We start from the raw sequence: 18,378 nt of genomic DNA, 5'->3' as shown, positions 1-18,378 counted from the left end.
GTGCATCGCCCGGGTCGTGTGGCTGTGTCTTCGACCACTTTGGCGGGGCGGATTTGACGTTCCATTGACCTATGATCCACGCACCCATTCTTGAGATTGTCGGCATCGACAAGACGTTTCCGGGCGTCAAGGCACTGCAGCAGGTGAATTTTCGCCTCTTTCCGGGAGAGATTCATACCCTGATGGGCCAGAACGGCGCCGGGAAGTCAACGCTGATCAACGTGCTGACCGGCGTGTTCGGGCACGATTCCGGCGAGATCCGGCTCGGTGGTGAGACCGTGCGCTTCGCCGCCCCGCTCGAGGCCGAAGCCGCGGGCATCCAGACGCTCTACCAGGAAGTGAACCTGTGTCCAAACCTGTCCGTCGCGGAGAATATTTTCGCCGGCCGGCAGCCGAAGAAGCGCGGAGCGATCGACTGGAAGGCAATCAACGCGCGCGCCCGTGAAGCACTCGCGGACCTGGACCTTTTCCTCGATGTCACGCTCTCGCTCGACGCCTATCCGATTGCGGTGCAGCAGATGGTCGCGATCGCGCGGGCGGTGTCGGTCGATGCACGCGTGCTGATTCTCGACGAACCGACCTCGAGCCTCGACGACGGCGAGGTTGCGCGCCTCTTTGCCGTGTTGCGGCAACTGAAGGCGTCGGGCATGGCGATCCTGTTCGTGACTCACTTTCTTGAGCAAACCTATGCGGTGTCCGATCGCATCACGGTGATGCGCAACGGCGAGCGCGAAGGTGAATATCTCGCGAAGGACCTGCCCGTCGAGTTGCTCGTAGCAAAGATGACGGGCCATGAGCGTATGAGAGAGAGGCCCAAGAATGACGCTTCGGACGTCGCACGCGAAGACAATCGCGCAGCACCATTCCTGTCAATGCAGGGCGTGGGTCGGCGCGGTCTGATGAACCCGGTCGACCTCGATGTGCATCCGGGGCAGATTCTCGGGCTCGCGGGGCTGCTCGGTTCGGGCCGCACCGAGACGGCGCGGCTCGTATTCGGTGAACAGCGCCTGGACGCCGGCACGATGCTGGTCGACGGACGGCGCGTGAAGCTCGCTTCGCCGCGCGATGCCGTGCGGCACGGCATTGCGTATTGTCCCGAAGATCGCAAGAAGGAGGGCATCGTTGCCGAGCTGTCGATACGCGAGAACATCATTCTCGCGCTGCAGGCGCGGCGCGGCTGGTGGCGCATGCTAAGCCGGGCGCGGCAACGCGAGATCGCCGAGGACTACATCGGGCGCCTCGGCATCAAGGCGCGCGACGCCGAGCAGCCGATCGGCCTGCTTTCAGGCGGCAATCAGCAGAAGGTGCTGCTGGCGCGTTGGCTGGCGACCGAGCCGAAGCTGTTGATTCTCGATGAGCCGACACGAGGCATCGACGTAGCCGCGAAGTTCGACATCATGGATCGCGTGCTTTCGCTGTGCGCGAAGGGGCTTGCCATCCTGTTCATCTCTTCGGAGATAAGCGAGGTGGTGCGCGTGAGCCACCGGGTCGCCGTGCTGCGCGATCGGCGCAAGGTTGCGGAGGTCTCTGGAGAGAAACTGTCGGAAGATCAGGTGTATCGACTCATCGCCGGAGGCCAGTCATGAAACGGATTCAGGCATTGCTTCGTCATCAGTTGATCTGGCCGGCGCTCACGCTCGTGCTGCTGTTCGCGCTCGACCTCGCGCATCGGGCCAGCTTCCTGTCGATCACGGTTCTCGACGGCCACCTGTTCGGCGCACCGATCGACATCCTGAATCGGGCGGCGCCGCTCGTGATCGTATCGCTCGGCATGACACTTGTGATCGCGACGCGCGGCATCGACATCTCGGTCGGTGCGACCGGCGCGATTGCCGGCGCGGCGGCTTCCATCGTCCTCGAAGCGGACCCGTCCCACGTTGGCGAGGCGCTGCTCGCAGCCGTCGGAGTTGGGCTGCTGGCGGGCATGTGGAATGGCTTGCTGGTTGCGTTCGTCGGCATGCAGCCGATCATCGCGACGCTGATCCTGATGGTCGCCGGGCGCGGCATCGCGCAGTTGCTGACGGGCGGCCAGATTATCCCGATCGACGCGCCGGGTTACCTCAAGCTCGGCGACGGCTATCTTGCGACGCTGCCGTGCTCGGTGTGGATTGCGATCGCCGTGACGGCGGCGACCGCGCTGCTCGTGAACCGTACCGCGCTCGGACTCTTCATCCGCTCCATTGGCGTGAATCCAGTCGCGACCCGTTTGGTCGGCTTGCGCTCCGGCACGATCGTGTTCAGCGTCTACGTGTTCGCCGGGCTGATGGCGGCGATTGCCGGGATCATCGCGAGCTCCAACGTGCGCAGCGCCGATGGCAACAATGCGGGACTGCTGCTCGAACTCGACGCGATTCTCGCGGTGACGCTCGGTGGCACCTCATTGCTAGGCGGCCGCTTCAGCCTGGCGGGCACGGTGCTCGGCGCGCTGATCATCCAGACGCTGACCTATACGACGTACTCGATCGGCGTGCCGCCGGAGGCGACGCTTGTTGTGAAGGCCATCGTCGTCGTGGTGGTCAGCGTGATCCAGTCGGAGGCAGCTCGCGCGTTGCTCGTCAAGCAGCTAGTGCGATTTTTCTCTTCTGCGCGGTCCCGCGCATCCACCGGAATGACAAACTCATGAGCAAGTTGATCGGTCGACTGGCCGACCCTCGTACTTTGCCGATTGTTGTGACAATCGTGTTGTTTGCCGCGCTCTTCGGCTTCGGCTCGGTGATGTACACGGGATTTTTCTCGATGCAGGTGTTGACCGGTCTGTTCGTCGACAACGCGTTCCTGCTGATCGTTGCCATCGGCATGACGTTCGTGATCGTGTCTGGCGGTATCGACCTGTCGGTTGGAGCGGTGGTCGCACTGACGACTATTCTCTGTGCTGTCGGTGCTGAATGGCTGCATTGGCCGATTTGGGTGATCGTGCCGCTCGTACTGATGTTCGGTGCGCTCTATGGCGCGGCGATGGGCGCGCTGATTCACTTCTTCCGTCTGCAGCCGTTCATTGTGACGCTTGCCGGCATGTTCCTTGCGCGCGGCGCATGTTTCCTGATCACGACGCAATCGATCACGATTAACGAGCCGACGTTCCATGCGATTGCGGGCCTGAGCATGCCAGTCGGCGGCGGCTCGCTCAACGCGGGCGCGTTGATTGCGCTCGCGACGCTCGCCGCCGCAATCTATGTTGCACACTTCACGCGCTTCGGGCGCAACGTATATGCGGTCGGAGGCAGTGAGCGCTCGGCGCTGCTGATGGGGCTGCCGGTCGCGCGTACGAAGGTCGCCGTGTACGCGCTGAGTGGCCTGTGCTCGGCGCTCGCCGGTGTCGTGTTCACGTTGTACGTGCTGTCCGGCTATGGGCTGCAGGCGCAGGGGATGGAGCTGGACGCGATCGCCGCGACCGTGATTGGCGGCACGTTGTTGACCGGCGGCGTCGGCTATGTGATCGGCTCGTTGTTCGGTGTCGGCATACTCGGCACGATCCAGACATTGATCACGTTCGATGGCACGCTGAGTTCGTGGTGGACACGCATCGTAATCGGCGCGCTCCTGTGTGTGTTCTGCCTGCTGCAGCGGATTATCGAGCGGCACGCGGTGCGACGGCGCTCAGGTGGTACAGGGCTCGACGCGAAGCCGCGAGTGCCTCCTGGCAAACGGCCACCGTCAGCGGGCGCTAATGATGAGGCCGATCTGGTGACGATGACGTAAGCGGCTTGACCCCGCAGCGGGTGAACCGGTGGCGTGAGACAACCACCGGGTACTCGTTGGATTGCGGTCTCGATGGAAATAGCACGATCACAAATGCATAGCCAGCGAACTGAAAGTCGTCCAGATGCAGGATGAAAAGGATAACTGACAAGCGTTTTGTCTGGAAGGAGTGGGGTATGTACATGGTAGATCCCCGCGAGGTCGATTCGGCTGCCTCAGCCGTTATGGACATCGCACGGCGGGGCGCCGGCAGGTCAAACGGGGCTGTGAATGTCGGCGACTGCGTGACATTGGCCAACGCCTATCTGAAGCTTGACGTTGTATCAGGCGTGGTTGGCGGCGTTACCCGGTTTGACTGGAATGATCGTGGTATGTGGGTGCCTGTGTTTCTCGCGCCGTCGGCGGTTACGTCGGATGTGGAAACCCGGCAACTCGCATGTCATCCCGTGTTTTCAACTCCTTTTTGTCTGGATGGGCGGCAGTCGTGCCTTGCGGGATGTCGGTTAGGAACACTTTGCGATTGTGCCGAAGTTCGGGGCCCGGTCGGTGAAGGTCGTGTTCCGGAAGATTGGGAAATTGAATCGGTGGACGCAAGGTGCGTGCGGTTGAGAAGCGCAGGCACTTTGCGCAAGCCGTATCACGCCATTCAGACGTATCAGATTGACGGACCGACGCTGACGGTGACGATCGAGATCGAAAACAGGGGGCGTAGAACATTACCGTTCGGGATTGGCATTCGTCCATTTCTGGTGCGAGATGCGGATACCGGACTGTGTGCGCCGGCCAGTGGCCTGTGGCTCACCAGAGATGGTTGGGAGGCGCGGCGGCACGTTCCGACTCCACCCGCGTGGCAGTTCGGTGTGACCTATCCGTTGCCAAGGACGCTGGTCGATCACGTGTTTACCGGTTGGGGCGGCCGTGCGCTCGTGGAGTGGCCCACGCGTCAGTTCTCGCTGACGATTACCGCGGACACGGCCAACTACGCACTTCATACACCACGTCAGGGGAGCTTCTTCTGCTTCGAACCGGGCGATGGCCGGTCTGGTGCGGCGGCTCTTCCAGGGAGGGGCGAGGCAAATGGCCTGACGATGCTCGCGGCCGGTGAAAGCCTGTCTCGCCGCTTCAGTTTCACGGCCGAACGTCTGGGATCGCTGACAAGAACTGTACGACAGTGATTGGACGCCTGCTTGGCCGATCTTGCGCGGCCAAGGTTCGCGCGATGCGCACGGCGTGCCACGTGGCACGCCACGAAGTTGTGCTGGACGGACACGGCTCGTGAAGGCAGTGGGGCGGTGATCGAGACGCTTGTATTGTCGAATATGTTTTTGCGGAGGTGAGGGTCTGTGCTGTCGAACAAGGCGAATGGGTCTGAAAGGGTGAGGGTCACCTCCTGGGGCACGCTGCCCGACGGGAGGAACGTACGGACGTTTACGCTCACGAATACGAGCGGTGTGAGTGTCCGGATTAGCGATCTGGGTGCGGCGCTTGTCTCGTGGATAGCGCCGGACGGGGACGGCCTTCCAGGCGAGATCCTGCTAGGTCATGACACACCTCGAGAGTATCTGACGTCCGGCGCGTATATGGGAGCGCTTGTCGGTCGATGGGCCAACAGGATTGAAGCGGCAAGGTTCAATCTGGACGGAGTCGAATATCCGCTGATTCCGAACGAGGGGCAGAATCTACTGCATGGCGGAGTGAACGGATTTCACCAGAGACTGTGGGAATCCGAACAGGACGGTGACTCGGTCATCATGCGGCTCGATTCCCCAGATGGCGACGGCGGGTTTCCAGGTAATCTGCAGGTGCAGGTCCGCTATACATTGAGTGAAGATAATGCACTGGCGATTGAATACCTGGCACTCACGGATCGTGCAACACCGGTTAACCTTACGAGTCATCCGTACTTCAACCTCGCGGCCCGGCCGGATTGCGACATCCGCGCACACCGGATGAAGATACAGTCGGACGCCTATTTTGAGGTCGACGCAGCGCTAATCCCTCGCCACTGCGCACCCGTAGGCGGCGGGCCGTTCGATTTCCGGCACGAAGCTTCGATTGGCTCGAGGCTCGATGTTCGCCATCCCCAGCTAGAGCTCGCTCAGGGTTTCGACCACTGTTACGTGCTGCGTGACGGAGCAGACATACCGGCGAATACGTCGAGCCCCGGACTCGTGGAATCGCGGGTGCGTCCGGTAGCAACAGTGGTCGACCCGGAAAGCGGACGCATGCTGACCGTATCGACCGACCAGGCCGGGTTGCAGTTTTACAGCGGAAACAGGGTCGGAGGAACACTGGGACGTGGTGGTGTGCCCTATCGAAACCACGCCGGCTTCTGCCTGGAGGCAGGCGGGTTTCCGAACCAGATCAACATGCCAGACAGTCGTGCGGTCATAACGACGAGCGAGATTCCGTATCGTCAGGTGACGGTTTACCAAACTGGAGTACTGACAAGGCAGACAGCGCAGTAAAGGATCGGGCACAGCGCTCTGGTCGTGGTCCTGACTTCGGCCGGATATCACGGACTCCTGTTTATTCACAACAAGAACTCAATGCATCATTACAGGTGCGGAAAACGATCCTGGCCGAGTTACACACTTTGTCGCAGGATTCGCCAGATCGCTACATAACGGGGCGAGCATGTTCAAAGGTTTGACCATTCGTGCGGGTTTGACGTTCGTGATCGCAGTATTCGTCACGATTCTCGTCGTCGAGAGCATTGTGGGTATCGGGGCGCTGAAGCTAGGCAATGACGCGTTACGTGAAATGTACGAAACGGATACGAGTGCTTTGGTCGCGCTCAAGACCAGCGATACACTGCTTCAACGCGCTCGCGTTTCGCTCGACAGCTACCATGCGCTATACGGATTAGGGGATCCCGAACCCGCACTGCTCGATGCAGCACGCCTGGATATTGGCGAATCTGATCGTCAGTTCTCCAGTTTCCTTTCGTTGCAGTCCCAATATGCGGAATCGCGGGCCGCAACGCAGTTGAAGACACAACGTCGCGCGGTTCTCGACAAGGCGGTGCTGCCGGAATTGGAAGCGCTCGAGCACATGAATTTCGGTCACTTCAAGGAACTGCAAGGCAAGGAAACCCAAGCGTCCGTCGATGCCTACCAGCGTACGATGAAGGAGAGTGAGAATTCCGTCATTGACGGCCAGCGCACGCGCTATGCACAAGCTCAGACACGCTTCCGGATGATGGTTGCGATGCTTGCGGGAACGGCGCTCGCGGCGCTCGTAATCGGCATACTTGCGCGGGCAATGCTGGTCGGAATTGTGGTCCGTCCGGTTGCGCAGATAATGGATCACCTGCGACGCATCGCATCCGGCAATTTGAGCGCAGAGGTGCTGGTTCAGCACCACAACGAAATGGGGGCGCTGCTCGCGGACGTTAAGACGATGCAGGAGGCGCTGGTCCAGACCGTGCGAAGTGTACGAACGAGCACCGAGTCAATCAACTGCGGCGCTCAGGAAATAGCGTCCGGTAGTGCGGATCTGTCGCGCCGCACCGAGCACCAGGCGGCCTCGCTTGAGGTTACGGCGGCACGCATGAAGCAATTGACCTCCACGGTGAAACAGAACGCGGAGAATGCCGACAAGGCGAGTAGACAGGCGTCGAAAGCATCGGAGACGGCGTCCGCCGGCGGACAGGTCGTCGACGACGTTGTCAGAACCATGCAGGGCATTTCGGTTCATTCCAGCAAGATTGCTGAGATCGTGGGCTTGATTGACAGCATCGCCTTCCAGACGAACATTCTTGCCTTGAACGCCGCTGTGGAGGCCGCGCGGGCAGGCGAGCTGGGGCGAGGGTTCGCCGTGGTCGCGAGCGAAGTCAGAAGCCTCGCCCAGCGCAGTGCCCAGGCAGCGAAGGAAATCAAACAGTTAATCGATGGCACGGTTGGAAAGATCGCCGAAGGCTCGGCGCTCGCCGAGCGTGCGGGCCGTACCATGACCGACGTCTTGTCGTCGGTGACGTCAGTGAGCGAACTGATGATCGAGATCTACGATGCCGCTCAGGAGCAAAGTCGAGGCATTGAAGAAGTCAGCAAGGTAGTCGTAGAGATGGATGCCACGACGCAACAAAACGCCGCACTCGTCGAAGAGGCCAGCGCTGCCGCACAGTCGCTCGAACAACAGGCCGTGCTGCTGAGCAGTGCCGTAGCAACGTTCAAACTGGATTCCGATGGACATCGTTGAGAGCGCGTCTTTGATGGGGCTAATGGGGCCTTTTATGGTAATGCTTCTCCAGTTCAGCTCAGGCTTGAGTGCGATGCCCTGGGCGGAGTCGCGCAGGGTGACGAACATCTCGTCGTTTTCGTCATCGCATCATGTGACGCGAACACGCCACCCAACGTGACAGCGCTCGTCCAGACGCTTCGCTACCGGACGAGTGCGAGAGCGTGCGTTTGAACGGGCGGTCCTCTACATCCTCGCTATCAAGGACAAGCCGCGCATTCCGTGTAGTACCGATTCGGCGCCGGAAAGACCCCGGTCGACAATTCGATCAGGAATGGTCCATTCGATTGGGATGCCTCGCTCACTGCATCCGCGAGGTCGTCGAGGCGTTCGACCCTGCGCGCTGCGACACCGAGCGACGTGGCAAAAGCCGACCAATCGTGACGCTGCGCGCAGAGCCGTATCTGTTGTGGCGGGCGGTGGACGGGCACGGCGCCGAACTCGATGTGCTGGTGCGAAGACGTCACGACAACACCACAACACGGTTCGCATTCGCTGGCTCGGCCAGCCTCCTTAGCCGACGCCCGGAGCGTCGGCAGCTCGCGGCTCGTCGCCTGACCGCTCGATCCACCCACCCCCAAGCGCACGATACAGATCGACGAGACTCGTTAGACGCTGCATCCTCGCGGTGATCAATGACTGCCGCGAAGCGTAGAGGTCATTCTGAGCGGTCAGCACCGACAGATAGCTGTCGACGCCATGCCGGTACCGCAGCTCCGACAACTCGAGCCGGCGCTGTTCAGCTAACGTGTCGTGCTGGCGAGCTTCGATCTCCTGATCGTACGTGCCGCGCGCTGCAAGACCGTCAGCCACTTCGCGGAACGCAGTCTGGATCGCCTTTTCGTATTGCGCGACCTGGATGTTTTTCTGCACATTGGCCAAGTCGAGATTAGCCCGGTTCTCGCCACCTGCGAAAATCGGCACGGATATCTGTGGTCCAAAGCCCCACGCCGCGGAACCCGGCTTGAACAGTCCGCCCAGCGACGGACTGAGCGTGCCGAAATTGCCGGTCAGCGAAACTTTCGGAAAGAACGCGGCGCGCGCCGCGCCAATATTCGCATTCGCCGCCAGGAGGTTCTCTTCAGCTTCGATGATGTCCGGCCGGCGGCTCAACAAATCGGAAGGCAGACCCGCCGGAATGTCCTCCAGCAAATCCTGCCCGTCGAGCGTTGCGCCCGGCGGGAGATCCGCGGGCAATGGTTCGCCGATCAGGAACACGAGCGAATTCTCGGCCTGAGCGCGCGCACGTTCCTGTGCCTGCAGGTTCGCCTGCGCCTCGTCGACTACGGTCTGCGCCTGGCGCAGATCGAGTTCAGAGCCGGTGCCATTGTCGAACTGCAGCTTCGTGAGCCCGTAGGAACCCTGCGCGGTCTTGAGCGTGTCGCGCGTGACCTCGAGTAGCTCATCGTAGGCGATCATCGTCAGGTACTGGTCCGCCACCTCCGAAACCAGCGAGAGTTCGGCCGCCTTGCGAGCTTGCGATGTGGCCAGATACTGCGCGAGCGCCTGGTCCTTGAGGCTTCGGATTCGCCCAAAGAAGTCGATTTCCCATGACGCGTTCAGGCCGACCGAATACACGTCCGAGACGGTCCGTGGCGTAGACGACAGATCTCGCGGGGTGCGCAGCTTGCTCTGCGAAGCCGCCGCGTCGATTGCTGGAAACAACCCCGCGCGCGTTATCTGATATTGCGCACGTGCAGCCTCGATGTTGAGCGCCGACACGCGCAGATCGCGGTTATTCTTCAGCGCGATCGCGATGAGTTCCTGCAGACGCGCATCGACGAAGAAGTTGCGCCAGCCGATGTCGGGAGCCGGCTGGCCGTTCGCCGAGCGCTCGCTGCTCTTTGAAGGTGCCCCCGTCTGATAGACGCCGCCGCTCGGGAACGACGCCGCCACCGGCGCATCCGGGCGATGGTAGTGCGGCTCCATCGTACAGCCGGTGATCAGCATCGCAAGCGCGATTGGCATCAACGAAAGTTTTCGCATTTCGCTCTCCTCAACCGGCCGTTTCATCGTTGACACCTATCGCGACGCGCTCGCCGGAATCGTCGGGTTGGTGCGGCTCGTCGTGCGGGAACGCGTGAACGGAGTCATCCTTCTCACCGGAGAACGTCGAACGGATGACGACGAAGAACATGGGGATCATGAAGATGGCAAAGAACGTCGCCGTCAGCATCCCGCCGATCACGCCCGTTCCGATCGAGTGCTGGCTCGCCGATCCCGCGCCGTTGCTGATGGCAAGCGGAAGCACGCCGAGGATGAAGGCCATCGACGTCATCAGGATCGGCCGCAGCCGCAAGCGTGACGCCTCGAGCGCCGCTGCCACGAGTCCCATGCCGCGTGTCTGCTGCAATTCCCGTGCGAATTCCACGATCAGGATCGCGTTCTTCGCGGACAGGCCGACTGTGGTCAACAGACCCACCTGGAAGAACACGTCGTTTTCGAGCCCGCGCAGCATGACGGCGAGGAGGGCGCCGATCACGCCGAGCGGCACGACCATGATCACCGAGAACGGAATTGACCAGCTCTCGTAGAGGGCCGCGAGACACAGAAACACGACGAGGATCGAGACGCCGTACAAAATGGGCGCCTGCGAGCCGGACTGGATTTCCTGGAGCGACAACCCGGTCCATTCGAAGCCGATGCCCGCCGGAAGTTGAGCCGCGATCTTTTCCATCGCGCCTAGCGCCTGCCCGGTGCTCTTGCCCGGCGCGGCCGCACCCTGGATTTCGACCGCCGATACACCGTTGTAGCGTTCGAGCTTGGGCGACCCGTAGGTCCACTGGCCGGTCGCGAACGCGCTGAACGGCACCATCCCACCCGACGCGTTACGCACGTACCAGACGTTCAGGTCATCCGGCGACATGCGGAACGGCGCGTCGCCCTGCACATACACCTTCTTGATCCGGTTGTCGGTATCGAGAAAGTTGTTCACGTACTGCGACGCCCACGCAATCGAGAACGTCTGGTCGATCGCGGCCGGCGTGACGCCGAGCGACAGGGCTTTCTCGCGATCGATATCCACCTTGAACTGCGGCGTGTCGTTCAGACCGTTCGGACGTACGCGCGCGAGCGCGGGATCCTTCGCAGCTATCTCCAGCAACTGGTTGCGCGCCGCCATGAGCACATCGTGCCCCACACCGGCCCGGTCTTCGAGTTCGAAATCGAAGCCGGACGCCGTCCCCAGTTCGGGTATCGATGGCGGGTTGACCGGGATGACCAGTGCGGTCTTGTACGGGGCGAATCGCGCGGCGAGCCGGGCGACCAACGCTTGCGCCTTCTGATCAGAGCGTTGCCGCGCCGCGTAGTCCTTCAGACGGATGAAGACGATACCGGAGTTCTGGCCACGCCCCGCGAAACTGAAGCCGTCAACCGTGAACGTGGACTCGACGATGCTTTTCTCGTCGTTGAGCAGGTAGTCGGAAATATCTTTTAGCGTATGTGCGGTCGTTTCCTGGGTCGAACCCGCTGGTGTGCGGACCAGCACGAACATGGTTCCCTGGTCCTCGTCCGGCAGGAACGACTTCGGCAGCTTCACAAACAACAGGCCCACTGCGGCGATCACCGCGATATAGATCACGAGCCAGCGGCCCGAACGCCTGATCACATGGTGTACACCAGCGTGGTATCTGTCGCGGCTCTTGTCGAAGGTGCGGTTGAACCAGCCGAAGAAGCCCTTTTTCTCTTCGTGGTGACCCTGTTGGATGGGCTTCAGGATCGTCGCGCACAGCGCCGGTGTGAGAATCAGAGCGACCAGCACGGACAGCACCATCGCGGCCACGATGGTCAGCGAGAACTGCCGGTAGATCGCGCCGACCGAGCCGCCCGAGAATGCCACGGGCACGAACACGGCACCCAGCACCAGCGCCACACCGACCAGCGCGCCCGTGATCTGGCCCATCGCCTTGCGGGTTGCATCGCGTGGTGACAGGCCTTCTTCCGACATCACCCGCTCGACGTTTTCGACCACCACGATCGCATCGTCCACCAGCAGGCCAATCGCGAGCACGAGACCGAACATCGACAGCACATTGATGGTGAAACCCACCGCGGCCATCACGGCGAACGTCCCGAGCAGAACGACAGGCACTGCGATCGTGGGGATCAACGTGGCACGCAGGTTCTGCAGGAACAGGTACATCACGAGGAACACGAGCACGATGCCTTCGAGCAGCGTCTTGATCACATCCTCGATGGACAGCTTGACGAACGGCGTCGTGTCATACGGATACTTCACGACGAGGCCATGCGGAAAGTACTTCGACAGCTCGTCGACTTTCATTCGCACCGCCTTTGCGGTGGCCAGAGCGTTCGCGCCGGTCGCAAGGTAGATGCCGACGCCCGCAGCCGGCTGGCCGTTGTACTTCGTGTCGATGTTGAAGTTCTCGCCGCCAAGCTCGACGCGTCCCACATCCTTGATGCGAACCTGGGAGCCGTCCTGATTGACCTTCAGGAGTATGTTGCCGAACTGCTCGGGCGTACGCAGCAGGGTCGCCTCCGTGATGGTCGCCTGCAGCGCCTGACCCGGCACCGCAGGCGTGCCGCCGACCTGGCCGGACGCGACTTGCACGTTCTGCGTCTGCAGTGCCTGTTCGACGTCGACCGGCGACAACCCGAAGTCGTCAAGTTTGTGCGGGTCCAGCCACACGCGCATGGCGAACTGCGTACCGCCCAGCAGCGCCACCGTGCCGACGCCGTCGATGCGGCTAACGGGATCCTGCACCTTCGAGGCCACGTAATTGGCAAGGTCGTACTTGTTCATGCTCCCGTCTTCGGACACGAAAGCGAGGACCAGCAAAAAGCTGCTGCTCGACTTGGTGACCTTTGTTCCGAGTTGCTGAACTGCCTGCGGCAAAAGCGGTGTCGCCAGAGATAGCTTGTTTTGCGCCTGTACCTGCGCGGTATCGGGGTTCGTGCCGGCCGCGAAGGTCAGCGTGATCGTCGCCGTGCCGAAGTCGTCCGACTGCGACGAAATGTAAAGCAGATGATCGAGACCGTTCATCTGCTGCTCGATCACCTGGGTGACGGTGTCTTCCACGGTTTTCGCGGACGCGCCCGGATAAGTCGCTGTGATCTGGATCGACGGCGGTGCGATGGTCGGATACTGCGCGACGGGCAGGGTGGAGATCGATGCCGCGCCTGCCAGCATCAGGATGATGGCGATGACCCAGGCAAAAATGGGGCGATCAATGAAGAAATTAGCCATGTCGCCCCCGTTACCGCGCAGCAGTGGCTTTCACGATCGCGCCCGGGCGAACCTTCTCGGTGCCCTCCACGATCACGCGGTCGCCTGGATTCAAGCCGCCTTCCACGATCCAGTTGGTGCCGGAAGTCGACGATGTGACGACCTGACGCAACACCACCTTGTTGTCCTGTCCGACGACCAGCGCCGTTGCGCGGCCCTTCTGATCATGTGTAATGCCGATTTGCGGCACCACGTATGCGCCTTGTCTGATTCCCTCCTGAATGTGCGCGCGCACAAACATACCCGGCAGCAGAACATGGTTCGGGTTCGGGAAAAGCGCGCGGATCGTCACCGACCCGGTGGTCTGATCGACGGTCACGTCCGAGAATTGCAGCTTGCCTTGCAGCGGATAAACGCGTCCATCTTCGAGGGTCAGTGAAACCGCAGCCGCGTTCGGTCCAGCCGCGTCGAGCTTTCCTTCCTCGAATTCGCGGCGCAGTCGCAAGCCTTCGAGACTCGATTGCGTCACGTCCACATACATCGGGTCCAACTGCTGGATCGTGGCCATCAGCGTCGCCTGGCTCGTCTGCACATACGCGCCCGGCGTGACTTGCGATATGCCAACCCGGCCCGAGATCGGCGATATCACGTCCGTGTAGTTGAGATTGATCTGCGCTGTATCGACCGCTGCCTTCGCTGCGGCAATGTCGGCTTCCGCTTGTCCAGCCGCGGCGACAGCATTGTCGTATTCCTGCTTGCTGATCGCGTTTGCGGCCACCAGCGGCTTATCACGCTGAGCAAGGGAATCGGCGGCAATCGCGTTGGCTCTCGCCTTCGCGAGCGTTGCCCTGGCGCTATTCAACGCGGCGACATAGGGCGCCGGGTCGATCTTGTAGAGACGTTGTCCTTCCTTTACGTCGTCGCCTTCTGTAAATCCGCGGTGCAGCACGATACCGTCGACGCGTGCCCGAACCTGGGCGACAAGAAAGGCATTGGTGCGGCCCGGTAGTTCGGTTGTCGTCGTGACCGCCTGTGGTGCGACTGTTATCACGCCGACCTCAGGCAGCCCGGGTGAACGTACGGGCGGCTTTTGCCCACATGCGGCCAGGGCTAGCGTTCCCGCTACGGCGCCGACCATTCCCAATTTAATCCGTGTGACATCCATAACCAATCCGTGCAAGTATCAAAAATTCACGCGCCGGCAGGCATCAAACGAGGCATTGCGGCGACGGAGGCTAGCTGTGCATATGCATACTTAAATGCATAGTTAGTAAAACGACAACTGTCCTAGGCAGCAGAGGCGAATCGGAAGTGCGTGCGATGCGGTGATGGCGGTACGCCATCAAGTGTGCTGGTCACTGCAAAATCCCCGCTCGTGAACGGCTTGATACGCCGCATACGATGGACGAACTTGGTGCAGATACACCATCGTCGCAAAATATAGTGCGTATGCACTATATGGTCAACGAAAATTGCGTTCTAGAAATTGCACTTCATTGTTTCAGTCTGATCATGAAACAGTGAAGTGCGATTTCCTGCACACGTTCTCGCTTGATCGTGTGGTGTATATACACTATAGTCCGCTGCATGGTGTATATGCACCATATCTAACCATATGGTGCGGCATACGACGCGAGCACTCGACGAGGATCACGATTATGTTCAGACATTTAACGAAGGCGACAGTCTTCTCCGCAAGCACCAATCTGCCGACGTCATCCTCGTCGGCACCGAAGGTCGAAGTCGGCGAGGTGCAGGTCAATCCTGACATCAAGCTGCGTCGCATGGTCTATCGGCCTGCGCATCCCAAGGGCACGGTACTGTTCCTGCACGGCTTCCCGGAGACGATGTATGCGTGGAAGCCGATTGCCGAATCCTTGTCCAGCGACTACGAGGTGCATGCGTTTGACTGGCCGGGTTACGGACAGTCCTCGCGTCCAGGCGCCGATCGCTTCTCCTATGCGCCAAAGGATTATGCCCACGTGCTGGAAGACTATATCCGCACGTCTGGGATCGACAGTTCGGAGCTGTTGATTTATGCGACCGATATCGGGGCCTTGCCCGCGCTGCTGGCAGCATTGGAGCAACCGGATATCGCCAGGGAGATCATCGTTGGCGACTTTGCCCCGTTCAATCGTCCGCAGTATATGTATTCAACTTTGCAGGGTCTGAAGTCCAAGCCTTCGTCGGACGCCGTGCATGCCGCGATGAACACGAACCGTGACGAAATTCTGGCAAACACCTTCTTCCGCGGCATGCCTCCGGAGGAGCGCTACGCGTTGTCGCAGGAGTTCAGGGACGATATGGCGAAAGGGTGGGGCGGTGAGGTCACATCGGCAGACGCCTTCTATCACTACTACTCCTGCTTCACCCGCGACCAGGACTACTTCGAAGCCAATATGGCAAAGCTGAAGGTCCCTGTGAAGGTGGTGTGGGGCGAGCAGGACATCTACATCATGAAGGAAATGGGCGTCGAGTACGCAAACCGTAACGGAGTGAAGCTTACGATTCTCCCCGGGCTCGGCCATTATCCGCATTTGCAAGCGCCTGAGCAGACGGTGAACGAAGTCAGGGCCGCGTTTAGCGCGGGCAGCAATCCCGCGAAAGACTAGAGCGAGTGCGTCGTCGGTGCAGCCGACGGCATACATTGAAGTATTCACATGCATCTACACTTTAATGCAGCATATGACTACCAAATCACCGAACAAGCCGGCGTTGCAGCCTGACCTGATCGACGAGGTAACTCAGCACTGTTTGCTCACGCGAACGCGATCCATTTCGCGTGTCGTTACCAGCATATATGATCAGGCGCTTCGCTCATATGACGTCAATTCGTCGCAATTCTCCATGCTCGTCCTGATTGCCAAAATGAACGGTGGCAGCCGCGCTGAAATAGGCCGCGCCAATCATCTTGAGCGATCGACTTCAACGCGCAATCTTCAATTGCTGCTGGACCAGGGATGGATTGAAGAGTTGGAGTCCACGTACGGGCGCAGTCGTCCCATCGTGCTGTCCGATGCGGGGCGTAGATTGCTGGTGACCGCCATGCCGGCCTGGCGCGCGGCTCAGCAGACGGCGAAAAGGTTGTTGGGCAAAGAAGGTGCCGCTGCCTTGTTGTCGATCGCGAACAGGTTGCTGGCGGATTAGCGTGCTGCCACGGCAGTGTGCAGCTAGACACGCGACGCAAGAAGCCTGATTCCGGCAATCCCAAATACGACGGCCAAGCATCCTTCCAGTGCGCGGCGGGTCCGCACGTATATCCTGCGAGCCGAGTCCGTCGAAAACAGTACCGCATAACCTCCGAACACCAGACATCCAATCGCCGCACAGCCGCCAACCAGAGCACCATGCGCAGATCCCGTGTTGTTCGACGATAGGGCAACAATTGAAACCCAAACGAGGATGGCTTTCGGATTGGTGAGATGGAGGATCGCTCCGCGGGCGTAGACACCTGTCAATGTCTGTGTTCGTTCCAGCTTCATCGCGGATGCATCTGCTGTCGCAAGGGCATTGCGCCCGGATTTGAAGGCTAACCACAAGAGATATAGGCCACCAAAAATTTTGAAGGCAATGATGACTTGAGAGTAGGCGATCAGGGCAGCCGACACGCCTAGCGTTGCCACCGTCGCCCAGAACATCGACCCCGAGATGACACCGAGTGCGAACATCATTGCGGCTTTCCGTCCGTGACTGGCCGCTAAGGAGATGATTGCAAGGTTGCTCGGTCCAGGACTCGCGGTGCCAACGAAGTACGCTGCATAGGCGAGCAGCAGGTTTGTCGAGAAGTAGGCGTTTCCAGTCATGTTCAGAATCCACGAAATTGCTGGTGTCAAGATACCATCGCTTTTCACGAGCGACTATTCATCACAACGTTGATAAGCCATGAAGCAGAATTTCACAGTCAGGCAGGGCGCACTCGATGGCGTGAACTGGTCCAGCGCTTGAACAGTGGCAGTCCACTCCGGTGTAATCCGGTATCTTCCCGAGTACTCGACACTACCGGGAGGGCGAATTCAAAAGCTTGCTCAACGGCTTCAGCGGGCCTATTGGGAGCAGTGAGAATGTCATCAAGTGGGCTTTCCCCAAGGGAAGTGCCTCTAGCATTTCATGCGCTTGACTTACGTCCGTGACGTTCAGGATGAACACCACTCCAGGTTGGTCCTGCAATGAATACCATTGGTCAATCTTGCCCTCGAGGTAGAGCTGCGCGGTCTCGCGAACTTCAGTCGGAAGAGTGTGTTGGACCAGTTGCATATCCGTGCCCGGTGGAAATGTGCCGATCGCCAATATCTTCGTGATTGGCGTGGTTGGCATTGGCGTGGGTTGTGCCATGGAGACTCCAGCAGAAGTGATCAGCACAGAGGCTGTTGTCAAATTAAGAAGAAGACGTTTCATCCGGCGCCCAGCGCCGACATGTCGGCGGAGGCCCCGGTTCAGGGCTGGGAGTGCGACTTTCAGTCGTTCAACCAGACCGGTCGCGCGATACTGTTTGCGCACGCCGTCAAGACCATCAGTCATTGCATAATCCCCGCTCCTGAATTGCTGGTGCCAAGATACCATCGCTGTTCACGAGCGACTATTCATCGCAATGTTGATAAGCCGTGAAGCAGAATTTCACAGTCAGACGGGGCCCACTCTATGGCGTGGAAGCGTTCCTTCTAATCAGCCGTTATGCACCAGCCGCTGAAGTAGTGCGTCCAGGTGCCCGGCCACATCAAGTGCTTTCAGATCGTCAAATCCCCCGACATGCGTCGCGCCGATGAAAATCTGCGGTACCGTGCGACGGCCGGTTCTTTCGACCAGAGCGGATGCGGCAACTCGATCGCCATCGAGGGCAATTTCGTCGAACGACACACCTTTGGCTTTCAGAAGAGATTTGGCGGCCATGCAATATGTGCAATTGGATGTGGTATAGATCGTGACAGTTTTCATGAAAAATTCCCTTCCAGACTATGGTTTAATCCGCTTGGCGGGTCGGATTGCGGCTATCACGCCTGGCTATCCGAAGGCGGAAACGACAACGCAGCGGTCCACGAAAGGTGCTTTTGCCGGCGCACGTCGGCGTCAATCACGGATTGATCGTCACCCGTTGTACTGGCAAAGCACTTAGCATTGAAGTTTAAAGATGCAACAGCGAACCAGCCAGGCTCCTGCGGCTCAAAGACATGCTCGATCGTCTCAACATGCTTGGAGTGGCGGGCGGCTGTAACCGGTATGGATTCCTGATTAAGCACGCGAGACGCTGCTGGGCTTCA

General features: G+C 60.0%; 15 protein-coding genes and 1 pseudogene. 9 read left to right on the top strand and 7 right to left on the bottom strand.

Annotated elements, in window-relative coordinates; all coding sequences use genetic code 11:
• The first annotated feature begins 71 nt into the window (after positions 1 to 71).
• The 7 genes and pseudogenes from A6V37_RS27420 to A6V37_RS42585 form a co-directional block, all read left to right on the top strand.
• Entirely contained in the window at positions 72 to 1,586 is a 1,515-nt protein-coding gene (locus A6V37_RS27420) for a sugar ABC transporter ATP-binding protein (RefSeq protein WP_064271563.1), read from the top strand.
• Positions 1,583 to 2,623: an ABC transporter permease gene (locus A6V37_RS27415; protein ID WP_064286489.1), complete on the top strand. Its 1,041-nt coding sequence runs from the start codon at positions 1,583 to 1,585 to the stop codon at positions 2,621 to 2,623. Before A6V37_RS27420 ends, A6V37_RS27415 begins: the two co-directional genes overlap by 4 nt.
• The gene (yjfF, locus tag A6V37_RS27410) at positions 2,620 to 3,699 is read left to right on the top strand and encodes a galactofuranose ABC transporter, permease protein YjfF (protein WP_064271561.1); all 1,080 of its coding nucleotides are present in this window, start codon (positions 2,620 to 2,622) and stop codon (positions 3,697 to 3,699) included. The genes A6V37_RS27415 and yjfF overlap by 4 nt, the downstream gene beginning before the upstream one ends.
• A 176-nt stretch (positions 3,700 to 3,875) precedes the next feature.
• A complete protein-coding gene (locus A6V37_RS27405) occupies positions 3,876 to 4,874 on the top strand; it encodes an aldose epimerase family protein (RefSeq protein WP_100249450.1) in 999 nt (332 codons plus the stop codon).
• A gap of 171 nt (positions 4,875 to 5,045) precedes the next feature.
• Positions 5,046 to 6,167, top strand: a complete 1,122-nt coding sequence (locus A6V37_RS27400) for an aldose epimerase family protein (RefSeq protein ID WP_064271746.1) — start codon at positions 5,046 to 5,048, stop codon at positions 6,165 to 6,167.
• 169 nt (positions 6,168 to 6,336) lie between these two features.
• Positions 6,337 to 7,899, top strand: coding sequence for a methyl-accepting chemotaxis protein (locus A6V37_RS27395; protein ID WP_064271560.1), 1,563 nt, complete (start codon positions 6,337 to 6,339; stop codon positions 7,897 to 7,899).
• A 419-nt stretch (positions 7,900 to 8,318) separates the two neighbouring features.
• Positions 8,319 to 8,394: pseudogene (locus A6V37_RS42585) on the top strand (IS6 family transposase); the annotation flags it as partial.
• Between the two features lie 57 nt (positions 8,395 to 8,451).
• Here the strand turns inward: A6V37_RS42585 and A6V37_RS27385 are convergent.
• The 3 genes from A6V37_RS27385 to A6V37_RS27375 are packed head-to-tail and all read right to left on the bottom strand — an operon-like array spanning position 8,452 to position 14,288.
• On the bottom strand, positions 8,452 to 9,924 hold the full coding sequence (locus tag A6V37_RS27385; protein WP_064271558.1) for an efflux transporter outer membrane subunit: 1,473 nt from the start codon (positions 9,922 to 9,924) through the stop codon (positions 8,452 to 8,454).
• A gap of 10 nt (positions 9,925 to 9,934) precedes the next feature.
• Entirely contained in the window at positions 9,935 to 13,144 is a 3,210-nt protein-coding gene (locus A6V37_RS27380) for an efflux RND transporter permease subunit (protein WP_064271557.1), read from the bottom strand.
• A 10-nt stretch (positions 13,145 to 13,154) separates the two neighbouring features.
• Positions 13,155 to 14,288 (bottom strand): efflux RND transporter periplasmic adaptor subunit, encoded by a 1,134-nt coding sequence (locus A6V37_RS27375; protein ID WP_082904875.1) that lies wholly within the window; start codon positions 14,286 to 14,288, stop codon positions 13,155 to 13,157.
• Positions 14,289 to 14,781: 493 nt separating this feature from the next.
• Between A6V37_RS27375 and A6V37_RS27370 the strand changes: the two genes are divergently transcribed.
• Both A6V37_RS27370 and A6V37_RS27365 read left to right on the top strand, forming a co-directional pair.
• Positions 14,782 to 15,735: an alpha/beta fold hydrolase gene (locus tag A6V37_RS27370; RefSeq protein ID WP_064271556.1), complete on the top strand. Its 954-nt coding sequence runs from the start codon at positions 14,782 to 14,784 to the stop codon at positions 15,733 to 15,735.
• A gap of 73 nt (positions 15,736 to 15,808) precedes the next feature.
• On the top strand, positions 15,809 to 16,270 hold the full coding sequence (locus A6V37_RS27365; RefSeq protein WP_064271745.1) for a MarR family winged helix-turn-helix transcriptional regulator: 462 nt from the start codon (positions 15,809 to 15,811) through the stop codon (positions 16,268 to 16,270).
• 23 nt (positions 16,271 to 16,293) lie between these two features.
• On the opposite strand, the gene A6V37_RS27360 is transcribed toward A6V37_RS27365, so the two are convergent.
• The 4 genes from A6V37_RS27360 to A6V37_RS40990 all read right to left on the bottom strand — a co-directional run bounded on the left by A6V37_RS27360 (position 16,294) and on the right by A6V37_RS40990 (position 18,357).
• The gene (locus A6V37_RS27360; RefSeq protein ID WP_064271555.1) at positions 16,294 to 16,926 is read right to left on the bottom strand and encodes a LysE family translocator; all 633 of its coding nucleotides are present in this window, start codon (positions 16,924 to 16,926) and stop codon (positions 16,294 to 16,296) included.
• A gap of 193 nt (positions 16,927 to 17,119) precedes the next feature.
• On the bottom strand, positions 17,120 to 17,641 hold the full coding sequence (locus A6V37_RS42580) for a hypothetical protein (RefSeq protein ID WP_242665947.1): 522 nt from the start codon (positions 17,639 to 17,641) through the stop codon (positions 17,120 to 17,122).
• A 144-nt stretch (positions 17,642 to 17,785) separates the two neighbouring features.
• On the bottom strand, positions 17,786 to 18,055 hold the full coding sequence (gene grxC, locus A6V37_RS27350; RefSeq protein ID WP_064271553.1) for a glutaredoxin 3: 270 nt from the start codon (positions 18,053 to 18,055) through the stop codon (positions 17,786 to 17,788).
• Positions 18,056 to 18,111: 56 nt separating this feature from the next.
• The gene (locus A6V37_RS40990; protein ID WP_131799945.1) at positions 18,112 to 18,357 is read right to left on the bottom strand and encodes a hypothetical protein; all 246 of its coding nucleotides are present in this window, start codon (positions 18,355 to 18,357) and stop codon (positions 18,112 to 18,114) included.
• Positions 18,358 to 18,378 lie beyond the last annotated feature (21 nt).

It is taken from the genome of Paraburkholderia ginsengiterrae (assembly GCF_001645125.1).
Taxonomy (GTDB): Bacteria; Pseudomonadota; Gammaproteobacteria; order Burkholderiales; family Burkholderiaceae; genus Paraburkholderia; species Paraburkholderia ginsengiterrae.
The sequence above is the reverse complement of the archived record's forward strand: the minus strand, read 5'-3'. Positions and strand labels throughout refer to the sequence as shown.

What these genes read in the sequence shown, in the direction of transcription:
- A6V37_RS27380 (WP_064271557.1), bottom strand. Translation starts at nt 13,144, where the DNA reads ATGGCTAATTTCTTCATTGATCGCCCCATTTTTGCCTGGGTCATCGCC.
- A6V37_RS27370 (WP_064271556.1), top strand. Translation starts at nt 14,782, where the DNA reads ATGTTCAGACATTTAACGAAGGCGACAGTCTTCTCCGCAAGCACCAAT.
- A6V37_RS27415 (WP_064286489.1), top strand. Translation starts at nt 1,583, where the DNA reads ATGAAACGGATTCAGGCATTGCTTCGTCATCAGTTGATCTGGCCGGCG.
- A6V37_RS27405 (WP_100249450.1), top strand. Translation starts at nt 3,876, where the DNA reads ATGTACATGGTAGATCCCCGCGAGGTCGATTCGGCTGCCTCAGCCGTT.
- A6V37_RS42580 (WP_242665947.1), bottom strand. Translation starts at nt 17,641, where the DNA reads ATGACTGATGGTCTTGACGGCGTGCGCAAACAGTATCGCGCGACCGGT.
- A6V37_RS27385 (WP_064271558.1), bottom strand. Translation starts at nt 9,924, where the DNA reads ATGCGAAAACTTTCGTTGATGCCAATCGCGCTTGCGATGCTGATCACC.
- yjfF (WP_064271561.1), top strand. Translation starts at nt 2,620, where the DNA reads ATGAGCAAGTTGATCGGTCGACTGGCCGACCCTCGTACTTTGCCGATT.
- A6V37_RS27395 (WP_064271560.1), top strand. Translation starts at nt 6,337, where the DNA reads ATGTTCAAAGGTTTGACCATTCGTGCGGGTTTGACGTTCGTGATCGCA.
- A6V37_RS27365 (WP_064271745.1), top strand. Translation starts at nt 15,809, where the DNA reads ATGACTACCAAATCACCGAACAAGCCGGCGTTGCAGCCTGACCTGATC.
- A6V37_RS27360 (WP_064271555.1), bottom strand. Translation starts at nt 16,926, where the DNA reads ATGACTGGAAACGCCTACTTCTCGACAAACCTGCTGCTCGCCTATGCA.
- A6V37_RS27375 (WP_082904875.1), bottom strand. Translation starts at nt 14,288, where the DNA reads ATGGATGTCACACGGATTAAATTGGGAATGGTCGGCGCCGTAGCGGGA.
- grxC (WP_064271553.1), bottom strand. Translation starts at nt 18,055, where the DNA reads ATGAAAACTGTCACGATCTATACCACATCCAATTGCACATATTGCATG.
- A6V37_RS27420 (WP_064271563.1), top strand. Translation starts at nt 72, where the DNA reads ATGATCCACGCACCCATTCTTGAGATTGTCGGCATCGACAAGACGTTT.